We start from the raw sequence: 13804 nt of genomic DNA, 5'->3' as shown, positions 1-13804 counted from the left end.
CATTTAAAGTGCTGGCCCTCGCGCGACGACGCGAACAGCAGCCTTCCAGTGCACGGCGTCGGCTGCAACGCCACGGTCACAAGGATCACCATGAACACCCAAGGAACCCTCTGCCAGCCCGTCCGCCTTCGCCGCGGGGCTCTCCGTCAGCTGCTTCTGATCGGCGCGCTGATTCCCTTTCCGCTGACGGCCCTGGCCGCCACGGTGGCCGAGCAGAACGCCACGGAACTGGACACCCTGACCATCGAAGGCAATCGCCTCTACGACATGGCACCCTCGGAACAGACCGGCGGCTATACCGTGGATTCGGCGACCGTGGGCACCAAGACGCCGGCCGCCCTGCGCGATATCCCCCAGTCGATCACCTCCTACACCAGCGACTACATCAAGGATCGCAACTTCAACACTCTGGACGAGCTGGCCAAGTCCACCGCCGGCCTGCGGGTGCTGACCAACGACAGCGGGCGCTCCTCCATCTATTCGCGTGGCTACGAATACGACGAATACAACATCGACGGCCTGCCGGCGCCCATGACCAGCATCTTCGGCACCGTGCCCATCCTCTCGCCCTTCGACCGGGTCGAGATCATGCGCGGGCCCTCGGGGCTGTTCAACAGCACCAGCGAACTGGGCGGCATCGTCAACATGGTGCGCAAGCGCGGCACCGAGGACTTCCAGGGGCACATCACCGGGCGCTACGGCTCCTGGGACACCAACTACCAGGAAATCGACCTGGCCGGTCCGCTCACCGAAAGCAAGAATGTCCGGGGTCGCTTCGTCGCCTCCCGCGCCGACACCAATGGCGAGGTGGATTACAACGCCAACACCGACCAGAGCTATTATGGCGATCTGGACATCGACCTGTCCGACGCCACCCAGATCTCCTTCGGCCTGATCCATCAGGTCAAGAACCTCACCCCGCACAATGGCTATCCCACCGATGCCCAGGGCAATCTGCTGGACTTCAGCCAGTCGCGTTTCCTGGGGGCGGACTGGAACTACTTCGACGGCAAGACCACCGACGGCATCTTCGAGCTGACCCACAGATTCGACAATGGCGGCTATGGGCGCCTCGCCGCCCGGGCCTCGCATCGGGAGGCGGACTACCTCTATGCCTTCACCGGCGGGGCGGTGCAGGCCAACGGCAACACCAGCATCCGCGCCAGCACCCGGGACTTCGAGCAGGACGCCTATTCCCTCGACGCCAGCTACAGCCAGCCGTTCGAGACCCTGGGTCAGGTCAGCGAATTCGTCGTGGGGACCGACTACAAGCACTACGACACCGACTACCAGAACGGCAACAGCGTCCTGGGTACGGTCAATGTGAACAGCTATTCGCCGACCCGCTTCGCCAAGCCGGCGCGCGTCTACCAGACCGACTACAGCGGCGAGGATCGCGAATTCGGCCTCTATTCCAAGGTCACCTTCCGCCCCGTCGAGCGCCTGGCGCTGATCGGCGGTGCCCGCGTTTCCTGGTACAGGGGCGAGGCCTATACCACCACCCTGGCCAGTGGTGCCGAGGCGGGGGAGAGCCAGAAGCACAGCGGCTTCGTCACCCCCTATCTGGGTACCGTCTACGACCTGGACGACTACCATTCCCTCTATGCCAGCTATTCCAAGGTGTACAAGCCGCAGAGCGAGCTGGACGCCCAGGGCAAGGCCGTCGATCCGCGCGAGGGTGACCAGTACGAGGTCGGTATCAAGGGCAGCTATTTCAACGGCGACATGAATGCGCGGCTGTCGATCTTCCAGCTGACGGATGAGAACCGGGCTACCCGACCTTTCGACGCCAACGGTGTGGCCATCACCACCTATTCCGAAGCGTCCGGCAAGACGCGGGTGAAGGGCGCCGAGATCGAGGTCAGCGGCAAGCTCACCGAGCAGTGGGAAATGCTCGCCGGCTACACCTACATGGATACCCAGAACCTCAGTGGCGATGGCAACACCCTGTTCGAAGCCATGCCCAAGCACATGGCCTCGCTGTGGACCAAGTACACCCTGGCGGGCGGTCCGCTGACCGGTCTGAGCATCGGTGGCGGGGTGACCGCCATGAGCGATTTCTCCCAGACCAACCAGACCTCCGGCGTCACCGTCTCCGCCCCGGGCTATGCCACGGTGGATGCCAAGTTCTCCTATCCGGTCACCAAGCAATTGACCGCGACCCTGGACGTGAACAACCTCCTCGACAAGGAATACTGGTCGCGCGTAGGTTCGGTTTCCACCTTCAACTTCCAGGGCCCCTCGCGCAGCGTGATGGTCGGGGCGCGCTACGACTTCTGAGTCCCAGGCCGACCCGGGCAGGGCCCAGGTCGGCCGGCGCGATGCAGGCCATGACGATCCTTGCGACGATGTACCTTGATGCGATGAAAGATTCACTTTTCCAGCGAGACGACGTGGGCAGCGAGCCCTGGTGGCAGGCCGTGGCCTGTCGTGGCACGCCGCTGATCGAGTCCACCGCAGACGGACGCTATCGCCTGACCTTTGTCTGGCGCGATCCCGAAGGGCTGGCCGGGCGCTCCGGCACCCAGCGGGTCTGGCTCAACATCACCGGGGTCACCGACCATCATCAACCGGGCCTGCCGCAGAGTCTGCGGCGCCTGCCAGGCACCGATGTCTGGGCCTGGGAGACCGAACTGGATGGCCGCTGGCGCGGCAGCTACTGCCTGATCCCCAGCGGGGAGCCAGCGCCCTTCGAAGGCGAGGCCCAACCCGATCTCCAGGGCATCCGCCTCTGGTGGCGCAGCGTCTTTCCCCTGGCCCAGGCCGACCGGCTCAATCCGCGACGCGCCTGGCAGGGTGGGCGCGGGCTGGCGGTGTCGGGCGTGCACCTGCCGGAGGCGCCTGCCCAGCCGGCCTGGGCCGCCTTCGATGCCGACCGCAGCCTGGCGCCAGCGGCCTGGCCGAGTCTGCAACAGTACGAGTGGCAGAGTGCACGGCTGGGCAACAGCCGTCCGGTGTGGGTCTTCGCCACTGGTAATACCACCCCTCTGGAGCGGCCGCTGGCCATCCTGCTGGATGGGCAGTTCTGGGCGCAGACGATGCCCGTGGGCGCGCCACTGCAGCAGCTCACCGCGGCCGGGCAACTGCCGGAGGCGGTCTATCTGCTGATCGACAACAGCGACCGCGCCCTGCGCGGCAGCGAGTTGCCCTGCAATCCACAATTCTGGTTGGCGTTGCAGGAAGAACTGCTGCCCCAGGTGCGCGACTGGGCGCCCCATGCGCAGTCGTCGTCCACGACCGTGGTGGCCGGGCAGAGCTTTGGCGGGCTGGCGGCGCTCTATGCCGCGCTGCATTGGCCGGAGCGCTTCGGCTGCGCCCTGAGTCAGTCCGGGTCCTTCTGGTGGCCGCAGCGTGGCGCGCCGGGACGGCTGTTCGAGGCACTGGCGAGCGGGCAGGGGAGCACCCACCCCCTGCGGCTGTTCATCGAGGCCGGGTTGCGCGAGCCGGCCATCCTCGAAGCCTCCCGGGCCCTGGTCCCGCGCCTGCGCGAGCAGGGCCACGTGCTCGACTATCGCGAGATCGATGGGGGGCACGACGCCCTCTGGTGGCGCGGCGGGCTGCTCGATGGCCTGGTCCAGCTCTGGCGACCCTGGGTCGCCGCCGACGCCCAGCGTTAACCCCTATTTGCCAGGAGGTCCTATGGACGCTCTCAATCCCTTCGACGATCCCGCCCAGGTGCTGCTGATCCTGCGCAATGACCGGGGGCAGTGCAGCCTCTGGCCCGAGGCCATGACCGTTCCCGCCGGCTGGGAGCCGGTGTTCGGACCGGCGCCGCGCGCGGCCTGCGACGACTGGCTCGCCAGCCACTGGCGCGATATCCGCCCGGTCGCCTCCCTGCTTTCCTGACTGGAGTTCCTGTGTCCTCTACGCCGCTTTCTATTTCGCGCGAACTGCCCCTGGTCGCCGCCCAGCCCGGTATCTGGATGGCCGATCAGCTGTCGCCCCACGCCAATGCTTTTGCAGTGGCCCATCTGGTCGAGTTGCGCGGGCCGATCGATGGCCAGGCGCTGCAGGCGGCCATCGTCCAGGGCCTGGGCGAGCTGGACAGCCTGCAACTGAAGTTCGCCGAGCGCGAGGGCGAGCTGGTGCAGTGGATCGACGATGAGGCGGCCACGCCTGCCCCTGAGTGGCTGGACCTGCGCGGGGCAGCCGATCCGGAAGGCGCGGCGCACGCGGCGATCCGCGCCGACCTCGACGGCGACCTGAGGGCCACCAGCGGCGGGCCGCTGTGGCTCAACCGGATCTACCAGCTGGGTGACGATCACCTGTTCTGGTATCAGCGCTATCACCACCTGCTGATCGATGGCTATGGCTTCGCCGCCCTGGCCAAGCGGGTAGCGGCCCTGTACGGCGCCGCGGTGCGCGGCGAGACGCCCGAGGCTTCGCCCTTCGTCTCCTTTGCCGAGGTGGTGCGCGAATACCAGGATTATCGGCAGTCGGCCGTGCGCGAGCGTGACGAAGCCTTCTGGCGTGAGCGCGGCGCGGCCTTGCCGCCGGCCGCCTCCCTGGCACCCGGTGGCCTGGCGGGGCAGGTGCCGACGCCGCGGGTGGTGGAAGCACGCGCCCGGGTGCCCGCCGCGGTCTTCGCCGGGCTGGCCGAGCAGGGCAAGGCCCAGGGCGTGACGCCGGCCGATCTGGCCGTGGCCCTGGCCGCCACCTGGTTCGCCCGTCTCAGCGGTCAGCCGGCCTTCAGCGCCGGCTTCATCTTCATGAGGCGCATGGGGTCGGTGGCGCTGAAATCCGGCGGCGCGACGCTCAACGTCCTGCCCCTGGGCGTGCGCACCGACTCGACCCAGACGCTGCCGCAACTCGCCGCCGTGCTGGCCGCCGAACTCAAGAAGGTGCGTCGCCACCAGCGCTATGACGCCGAGCAGATCGCCCGCGATCTCGGCCGGCCGGGCGATGCCGAGCCGCTGACCGGACCGGTGATCAACCTCAAGCTGTTCGATTTCGCGCTGGATTTCGCCGGGGTGCCCGGCATTACCCACGAACTGGCCTCGGGGCCGGTGCGCGACCTGGAGATCGCCCTCTACCTGGAAGCCGGCGGCGCCCTGGACATCAAGCTGCTGGGCAATGCCGAGCGCTATGCCGCCGACCTGCTGCAGGGGCACGCCGAGCGCTTCGGCCTGCTGGCGCAGCAGTTCGCCACTCAACCTGGGCTCACCCTGGGCGAAGCCGATCTGCTGGCGTCCACGGATCAGCACTGGCTGGCCGCCATCAATGCCACTGAGCGCCCGCTGCCCGCCACCACCCTAGCCGCGCTGTTGGCCGAGCAGGCGGCGCGGACGCCCGCGGCACCGGCACTGGCCGATCTGCAGCACGCCTTTACCTATGAGGAGACGCGCCAGCAGGTCCTGGCCCTGGCCCAGCGCCTGAGCCAGGCCGGGGTCGGTCGCGGTGACATCGTCGCGGTGGCCCTGCCACGCTCGGTGTTCCTGTCCCTGGCCTTGCTGGCGACGCTCGAGCTGGGCGCGGCCTACCTGCCGCTGGACAGCGGCTATCCCGACGAGCGCCTGCAGCTGATGCTCGACGATGCCCGGCCCCGGGTGCTGGTGACCGATGCCAGTCAACGTGGACGTTTCCCGGGGCTGCGCGAGGAGCAGGTGCTGATTCTCGATGCGCCGCTGGAGGGGCTAGACCAGGCTCCCGTGTTCGAAGGACCGCGCCCCGCTGATCCGGCCTATCTGCTCTATACCTCCGGCTCGACCGGCCGGCCCAAGGGCGTGGTGGTCGGGCATGCGGCCATCGTCAATCGCCTGCTGTGGATGCAGGACAGCTACCCCCTCGGCGCCGGTGACACCGTCCTGCAGAAGACGCCGAGCAGCTTCGATGTCTCGGTCTGGGAATTCTTCTGGCCGCTGCTGGTGGGCGCCCGGCTGTACCTGGCGCCACCCGAGGCCCATCGCGATCCCCTGGCGCTGCAGGAGCTGTTCGCCCGCGAGCGGGTGACCACCGTACACTTCGTACCCTCGATGCTGGCGGCCTTCGTCGCCAGTCTGGGCGAGCCGGCCGCGGTGGCCCGCTGCGCCAGCCTGCGCCAGGTGTTCTGCAGTGGCGAGGCGCTCCCCACCGAACTGGCTCGCACCTGGGAGCGCCGGGTCGGCGCGCCCCTGCACAATCTCTATGGCCCCACCGAGGCTGCGGTCGACGTCTCCTATCATCCGGCCCATGGCGCCGCCCTGGCGGCTGTCAGCGGCAGCAGCGTGCCCATCGGCAAGCCGGTGTGGAACACCGGGCTGCACATCCTCGACGAGCGTCTGCGCCCGGTACCGCCGGGTGTGGCGGGCGAGCTCTATCTGAGCGGGGTGCAACTCGCCGATGGCTACCTGGGCCGTCCCGAGCTGACCGCCGCGCGCTTCATCGCCGCGCCGGACGGGCAGGGCGAGCGCCTCTATCGCACCGGTGACGTGGCGCGCTGGCTGCCCGAGGGCGTCGCCGAATACCTGGGCCGCAGCGACGACCAGGTCAAGTTGCGCGGGCAGCGCATCGAACTGGCGGAAATCGACCACGCCCTGCTGGCGCTGCCCGGCGTGGCCCAGGCGGTCACCCATGCCCGGGTGCTGGGCGAGGCGGCCACCGCCACCGGCGGCGATGCCCGCCAACTGGTGGGCTATCTCGTCGCCCAGCCCGGCGCCGCGCTGGACCTGGAGCGCCTGCGCGCGCGCCTGGGCGAAAGCCTGCCGCCGCACCTGGTGCCGGTGGCCCTGGTGGAGCTGGACGCCTTGCCCCTGGGCGCTACCGGCAAGCTCGATCGCAAGGCCCTGCCGGCGCCCCAGGGCGTGGCCAGGGCCGCCAGTCGCCCCCTGGCGCCGGGGCTGGAAAGCGATCTGGCCGCGGCGTTTTCCGAGGTGCTCGGCTGCGCCATCGTCGGTGCGGACGACGACTTCTTTGCCCTGGGCGGTCATTCGCTGCTGGCCATGACCCTGGCCGCCACGCTGCGTCGGCGCCTGGGGCGGCCGGTGTCCATCGGCCAGATCATGGTGGCCTCCAGTGTCGCCCGCCTGGCCCGGCAGCTGGAGCAGGATGCGGCCAGCGCGACCCGCGCCGGCTTCGAGACCCTGCTGCCGCTACGCCCGGGCGATGGCCCGACGCTGTTCTGCTTCCATCCGGCCTCGGGCTTCGCCTGGCAATTCAGCGTGCTGGCGCGCCACCTGGATCCGCGCTGGTCGCTACTCGGCATCCAGTCGCCGCGTCCGGACGGCCCCCTGGCCCAGGGCGCCGACCTGGAAGCCGTCATCCAGCGCCATCTGCGCACCCTGCGCGAGGTGCAGCCGCAGGGGCCCTATCATCTGCTCGGCTATTCTCTGGGTGGCACCCTGGCCCAGGGTCTGGCGGCGCGGCTGCAGGCGGCAGGAGAGCAGGTCGCCTTCCTCGGCCTGCTCGACACCTATCCGCCGGAAACTCAGAACTGGCAGGAACGCGAAGGCCAGCGCGAGCTGGACCCGGAGGTGCTGGCCGAGGTCAATCGCGAGCGCGAGGCCTTCCTGGCGGCCCAGCAGGGCCTGGCCGATCCCGCGCTGGGGGAGGGGGCGGAGCTGTTCGCCACCATCGAGGGCAACTACGCCGACTCGGTGCGGCTGCTGGCCACGGCGCGCAGCGCGCGTTTCGAGGGCGAGGCGCTGATGTTCGTCGCCCGGCGCACCCTGCCGGCGGGAATGGACGTCAAGGCCACCTGGGCGCCCTGGATCACCCGCCTGCAGGCTCACGAGGTGGATTGCGCCCACGTCGACATCATCGCCCCGGCCCAGCTGACGCAGATCGGCCCGGTGCTGAATCGGGCGTTGAAGGCGCTGTGACGGCTCGCGGGTTCGGCTCGACGGCGACTCCCCGCTCAGGCAAGGTGTGAAGCCTGGGCGGGGCAGGAGAGATGATCGGCCAGGCCGCTCCTTCTCTCGTTGCAGGTGGACCCATGGCGAAAAGCGTGACCATTCAGGATGTCGCCCGGCAGGCAGGCTTGTCCAAGTCTGCCGTTTCGCGCTACCTGAATCACAGTCTGAGCCTGCCACCCGCCACGGCGCAGCGTATCGAAGGGGCCATCGAGGCCCTGGGCTTTCGGCGCAACAGCCTGGCCCAACGCCTGAGCAAGGGCGGCAGCGAGACCATCGGGCTGGTGCTGCCGGACATCGCCAATCCCTTTTTCGCCGAGCTGGCCGACGCCGCCGAGGCCACGGCCTTCGCCCATGGCTACAACCTGGTGCTCTGCCTGACGCGCAACGATCCGGCGCGGGAAATCCAGTACGTCCACTGGAAGGGATCGCGCCGCGTGGATGGTCTGCTGTTCATCACCAACCGCGCGGATGACGGGGCGCTGGCGGCGCAACTGGGCGCCTATCGGGAGATCGTGTTGCTGGACGAGGATGTCCCGGGTACCTCGATGCCCAAGGTCTTCGCCGACAATGTCGCCGGCGGCCGACTGGCCACCGAGCATCTGATCCGCCAGGGGCATCGGCGCATCGCCCATGTCTCCGGACCGGCAGCGGTGATGAGCGTGAGGGAGCGGCGCGAGGGCTATGAGCAAGCCCTGGCCGCGGCCGGAATACCCTTGCGTCCCGATTATCTGCTGCTGGGGGAGTACAGCCGCGACTTCGGGCGTCAGGCGGCCGCGACCCTGCTGGATCTGCCGGAGCCGCCTCAGGCGATCTTCGCCGCTAGCGACTTCATCGCGGTAGGGGTGCTCGATACCCTGCGCGAACGCGGCCTGGCGGTTCCCGATGCCCTGTCCCTGGTCGGCTTCGACGACGCGCCCTACGCGGAATTGCTCACGCCGCCGCTCAGTACCGTGCGCCAGTCGGCGCGGGACCTGGGTCGCCAGGGAATCGAAGCCCTGCTGGCGGTGCTTGCCGGGCAGCCGGTAGTCGGGGAGCAGCGGGTCGCTGTAACGCTGGTGGAACGGGGCTCGGTCGCCCCAGTGCCTGCCCCAAGGTAGCACCCGGCGTTTCCATTCTGCCCAGTCGTGGAGCACTCTCTTGGCTGTCCGGCCAGAGGCTCTGCGCAGGGGGTTTGAGTAACCATTTGAATTGGCAGTGGAAGAGGGTCCTCCAGTCGCTGCTGGCACGCCTTGTGCTGTTTCCTTTCCAACAGAACCTTCCCGGTTCTATTTTTTGGCCCACTTAGTAAACCGGTTTACTAACCGCTGCCACATCCGTTGGCAGGGTAGAGGAGGATGGAGATGCTTCGATTCGGCAAGACGTTCGCTTCCATGCTGATGGTGTTCGGATTGGGCCTGGCCGGTAGTGCCCAGGCGGCGCCGGCCAAGCGGCTGGCACTGGTCCAGGTGAATCAGCAGGCGCTCTATTTCACCCAGATCACCCAGGGTGCCCAGGCCGCCGCCAAGGCGGCGGGCGCCGAGTTGGTGGTGTTCAACGCCAACGACAACCCCTCCGCCCAGAACGACGCCATCGAGGCCTACATCCAGGACAGGGTGGACGCCATCCTGGTCTGTGCCATCGACGTCAACGGCATCAAGCCGGCGGTCTCGGCGGCGGTCCAGGCCGGTATCCCGGTGGTGGCCATCGACGCCGTGCTCAATGGCGACAACCAGGTGCAGGTCGGCGTCGACAACCGCGCCGCGGCTCGCCAGCTGGGGGAATACACCGGCAACTACATCACCCGAGAGCTGGGTGGCGAGGCCAAGGTCGGGGTGGTGGGAGCCCTGGGTTCCTACGTGCAGAACCTGCGTCTGGACGGCTTCCGCGAGGGGCTGGCCCAGCGCGCGCCCAAGGCGAAGATCGTCGGTACCGTGGATGGCAACAACGTGCAGGACACCGCGCAGAGCGCCGCGGAAAATCTGCTCACCGCCAATCCGGATCTGCAGATCGTCTATGCCACCGGCGAGCCGGCGTTGATTGGCACCGTGGCGGCCAGCGTCGCCCAGGGCAGCGGCGAGCGCACCCGGATCTTTGGCTGGGACCTGTCGCCCCAGGCCGTCCAGGGCCTGGATGACGGCTCCGTGGCAGTGGTGGTGCAGCAGAACACCCGCGGCATGGGCAAGGCGGCGGTGGAGGCGGCGCTGGCGCTGCTCGCCGGCCAGCAGGTCACCAAGCAGCAGGATATCCCGGTGACCCTGGTCACCCGGGAAAACCTGGATGCCTATCGCGCCGACTTCAAGTAGCGGAGACCGAGCATGGACACTGCGACGACGGTTCCCCGGGTCAGCATGACCGGCATCACCAAGAGCTATGGCTCCATCCAGTCCCTGCGCGGCGTCGACCTCGCCCTGCAGCCCGGCGAGGTCCTGGGGCTGGTCGGCGACAACGGCGCCGGCAAATCGACCCTGACCAAGATTCTTTCCGGCGCGGTGCTGCCCACCAGTGGCTGCATCCGCATCGACGGCCGCGAAGAGGTGTTCCAGGGCCCGGCGGATGCCCAGCGCTGTCGGATCCAGATGGTCTATCAGGATCTCTCCCTGTGCGACACCGTGGACGTGGCCGGCAACCTCTTCATGGGGCGGGAGCCCCGCCGCCGGCTGCTCGGGCTGCCGCTGCTGGACGAGCGCAAGATGCACGCCGATGCGCGCCGCATCCTCGAGGGGCTGGGCATCAGCCTGCCCGATACCCGCGCCCAGGTACGCCACCTCTCCGGCGGCCAGCGCCAGGCCGTGGCCATAGCCCGCGCCGCGGCCTTCGAACCCCGGGTACTGATCATGGACGAGCCGACCGCCGCCCTGGCGGTGGCCGAGGTCGAGGCGGTGCTGGAGCTGATCCGCACCATCAGCCGCCAGGGGGTGAGCGTCATCCTCATCACCCACCGGCTGCAGGATCTCTTCCTGGTCTGCGACCGCATCATGGTGATGTACGAGGGCCAGAACCTGGCCGAGCGCCGGGTGGCCGACACCAGTCTGGGCGAGATCGTCGAGCTGATCGTCGGCCACAAGTTCACCGCCCGTTCCGCCTGCGCCTGAATCGGAGGATTTCATGAATACCCTCGACCTGACCCGACAGCGCGTGGTGGTGCAGTCACCGCTGCGCCGCCTGCTGCACGACTATCCCGGCGTCGCCAGCATCGCGCTGTTCTTCGCCCTCTGCTGCCTGCTGTTCGCGCTGGTGACCGACAACTTCCTCAGCAGCGGCAACCTGCTCAACGTCATTCGCCAGAACGCGCCCTTGCTGATCGTGGCCGTGGCCATGACCCTGGTGGTGACCACCGGTGGCATAGACCTGTCGGTCGGTTCCACCCTGGCCCTGGTGGGCGCCCTGGCCGCCCTCGGCCTCAACACCTGGCAGCTGCCCTGGCCGGTGGTGCTGGCCGGCGGCCTGCTGGTGGGGGCGCTGATCGGTGCGCTGAACGGCTACTTCATCGCCTACGCGGGAATCCCGGCGTTCATCGTGACCCTGGCGACCCTGACCATCATTCGCGGCCTGGCGCTGCTCATCACCCAGGGCTATTCCATTCCGGTTCCCCGTGAATTCAGCGCCTTTCTCGCGCTCGGTCGCGGCTGGGTGCTCGGACTGCCGCTGGCGGTATGGCTCGCGCTCTTCGCGGTGCTGGGCGGCATGCTGCTGCTGGGCAGGATGCGCTTCGGGCGCTATCTCACGGGGATTGGCGCCAATGCCGAAAGCGTCCGCCGGGCAGGGGTGAATACCCGCGGCGTGCTGCTGCGCGTCTACGTCCTGAGCGGCATGGCGGCGGCGCTGGCCGGGATGATCGTAACGGCCCGACTGGGCAGTGGTTCCTCCAACCAGGGGGAGGGCTTCGAACTGGAGGTCATCGCGGCGGTGGTGCTGGGCAGCACCAGTCTGTTCGGCGGCTTCGGCACCATCCTTGGCACCCTGCTGGGCGTGCTGACCATGGCGGTGATCAAGAACGGCCTGATCCTCGCCCATGTGTCGCCCTTCTATACCCAGATCGCCACGGGGGCCATCGTGCTGCTGGCCATCTGGCTCAACACCCGCATCCTCAAGACCGGCCGCCCGCTGGGGAGGGTAGGCGGATGAGTCTGTTTCGCCATCCCGAGCCGCTTCCGGTCGGGGTCGACAGCGGCCATGCCATGACGGTGCTTGGCCCGCTGCCGGTGGACCGGTTGGGCGTGACCCTGATGCACGAGCACATTCTGCTCGACGCCTCCGGCAAATGGGTGCCACCCCGTTGCTGCGGCGAGCGACACCTGGCCGAGCAGCCGGTGAGCATCGAACTGCTCGGCGAGCTGCATATGAATCCGCTGGTCAGCCGCGACAACTGCCAGCTGTTCGACGTGGAGCTGGCCTGCGCCGAGTTGCTGAAATATCGCGCCTTGGGCGGGGAGACGGTGGTCGATCCCACCAACCTCGGCATCGGTCGCGATCCCCAGGCGCTGCAGCGCATCGCGCGGCTCACGGGTCTCAACATCATCATGGGTGCCGGTTTCTACCTGGAGCCCTCGCACCCGGCCTATGTCAGGGAGCGCTCGGTGGAGGAACTGACCGCCCAGATCGTCCACGACGTGGGCGGAGCGGCGGAAAAGCCGGAGGTCATCGCCGGGCTGATCGGCGAGATCGGGGTGTCGGCCGCCTTTACCGCCAGCGAGGAAAAATCCCTGCGCGCCGCCGCCCGGGCCAGCGGCCTTACCGGGGTGCCCCTGGCGGTCCATCTGCCCGGCTGGGAACGTTTGGGCCACCGGGTGCTGGACATCGCCGCCGCCGAGGGCGCCGACCTGCACCACGTGGTGCTCTGCCACATGAATCCCAGTCATCGCGACCTCGATTACCAGCACGGACTCGCGGAGCGGGGTGCCTTCCTCGAATACGACATGATCGGCATGGGCTACTACTTCGCCGACGAGGCCGCCCAGTCGCCGTCCGACGAAGACAACGCTCGCGCCCTCGTCGGTCTGCTGGAGGCCGGCTACGGCGAGCGCCTGCTGCTGTCCCAGGACGTCTTTCTCAAGACCATGCTCACCCGCTACGGCGGCCACGGCTATGGCTACCTGCTCAAGCACTTCGTCCCGCGTCTGCGCCGCCATGGCGTCACGGGGGCGCAACTGGAAACCCTGCTGATCGACAACCCGCGCCGCGTCTTCCAGCGCGTTCGATCGGCCTAAAGTCCCGCAACCGGAGAACCTATGAAACAGTCCGTTCTGCTCGCTGGCGAATCCTGGGTCAGCACCGCGACCCATATCAAAGGCTTTGACCAGTTCGCCTCCGTCACCGCCCACAATGGCGCCCAGCGCCTGCTGACCGCACTGGCCGACAGCGACTATGCCGTCACCCAGATGTGCGCCGACCAGGCGCAAACCGACTTTCCGGCGACGCTGGAAGCCCTGCGCGACTACCAGGTGATCATCCTGTCGGATATCGGTGCCAACAGCCTGTTGCTGCATCCGGATACCTGGCTGCGCAGCCGCCGCACACCGAATCGCCTGACGGCGCTGCGCGAGTATGTGCTGCAGGGTGGCGCGCTCATGATGGTCGGTGGCTACTACAGCTTCCAGGGCATCAACGGGGGGGCCCGTTATCGCGGTACGGCGGTGGAAGAGGTGCTGCCGGTGCGTTGCCTGCCCTATGACGACCGCATCGAGGTGCCCGAGGGCTTCACGCCAGAGGTGCACGGCGAGCATGAGTTGCTGCGTGGCCTGCCCCAGGACTGGTCCTATCTGCTGGGCTACAACGAGGTGGAATTGCACCCGGACGCCCAGCTCGTGGCGAGCGTCGCGGGTAGCGGTCATCCACTGCTGGCGACCCGGGAAGTCGGCCAGGGGCGTACCCTGGTCTGGACCAGCGACATGTCGATGCACTGGATGCCCGACGACTTCCTGGCCGGCGATGCCTATCGCCGCTTCTGGCTCAACTGCCTGGACTGGCTCTTGCGGCGCGCCTGATCACCCGTAGTC

10 protein-coding genes are annotated in these 13804 nt (G+C 68.1%); all 10 read left to right on the top strand.

What is annotated here, in order from left to right; translation table 11 throughout:
- Positions 1–90: 90 nt before the first annotated feature.
- The 10 genes from QKY98_RS10810 to QKY98_RS10765 all read left to right on the top strand — a co-directional run bounded on the left by QKY98_RS10810 (position 91) and on the right by QKY98_RS10765 (position 13792).
- Entirely contained in the window at positions 91–2280 is a 2190-nt protein-coding gene (locus QKY98_RS10810) for a TonB-dependent siderophore receptor (RefSeq protein WP_284670850.1), read from the top strand.
- Between the two features lie 83 nt (positions 2281–2363).
- Positions 2364–3617 carry an enterochelin esterase gene (gene fes / locus QKY98_RS10805; RefSeq protein ID WP_284670849.1) on the top strand — a complete coding sequence of 418 codons (1254 nt, stop codon included), beginning with the start codon at positions 2364–2366 and terminating at the stop codon, positions 3615–3617.
- Positions 3618–3639: 22 nt separating this feature from the next.
- Complete coding sequence (locus tag QKY98_RS10800; protein WP_027599925.1) at positions 3640–3846, top strand: MbtH family protein; 207 nt, start codon at positions 3640–3642, stop codon at positions 3844–3846.
- 11 nt (positions 3847–3857) lie between these two features.
- A complete protein-coding gene (locus tag QKY98_RS10795) occupies positions 3858–7796 on the top strand; it encodes an enterobactin synthase subunit F (RefSeq protein ID WP_284670848.1) in 3939 nt (1312 codons plus the stop codon).
- A gap of 113 nt (positions 7797–7909) precedes the next feature.
- Positions 7910–8926, top strand: a complete 1017-nt coding sequence (locus tag QKY98_RS10790) for a LacI family DNA-binding transcriptional regulator (protein ID WP_284670847.1) — start codon at positions 7910–7912, stop codon at positions 8924–8926.
- Between the two features lie 243 nt (positions 8927–9169).
- On the top strand, positions 9170–10111 hold the full coding sequence (locus QKY98_RS10785; RefSeq protein WP_042133232.1) for a substrate-binding domain-containing protein: 942 nt from the start codon (positions 9170–9172) through the stop codon (positions 10109–10111).
- A gap of 12 nt (positions 10112–10123) precedes the next feature.
- Positions 10124–10900, top strand: coding sequence for an ATP-binding cassette domain-containing protein (locus tag QKY98_RS10780; RefSeq protein ID WP_027599921.1), 777 nt, complete (start codon positions 10124–10126; stop codon positions 10898–10900).
- A gap of 13 nt (positions 10901–10913) precedes the next feature.
- A complete protein-coding gene (locus tag QKY98_RS10775) occupies positions 10914–11933 on the top strand; it encodes an ABC transporter permease (RefSeq protein ID WP_027599920.1) in 1020 nt (339 codons plus the stop codon).
- Complete coding sequence (locus QKY98_RS10770; protein ID WP_077172451.1) at positions 11930–13015, top strand: phosphotriesterase family protein; 1086 nt, start codon at positions 11930–11932, stop codon at positions 13013–13015. Before QKY98_RS10775 ends, QKY98_RS10770 begins: the two co-directional genes overlap by 4 nt.
- Before the next feature lie 21 nt (positions 13016–13036).
- The gene (locus QKY98_RS10765; protein ID WP_284670846.1) at positions 13037–13792 is read left to right on the top strand and encodes a glutamine amidotransferase; all 756 of its coding nucleotides are present in this window, start codon (positions 13037–13039) and stop codon (positions 13790–13792) included.
- Positions 13793–13804 lie beyond the last annotated feature (12 nt).

It is taken from the genome of Pseudomonas sp. HR1, assembly GCF_030175875.1.
Classification (GTDB): domain Bacteria; phylum Pseudomonadota; class Gammaproteobacteria; order Pseudomonadales; family Pseudomonadaceae; genus Chryseomonas; species Chryseomonas oryzihabitans.
The sequence above is the reverse complement of the archived record's forward strand: the minus strand, read 5'-3'. Positions and strand labels throughout refer to the sequence as shown.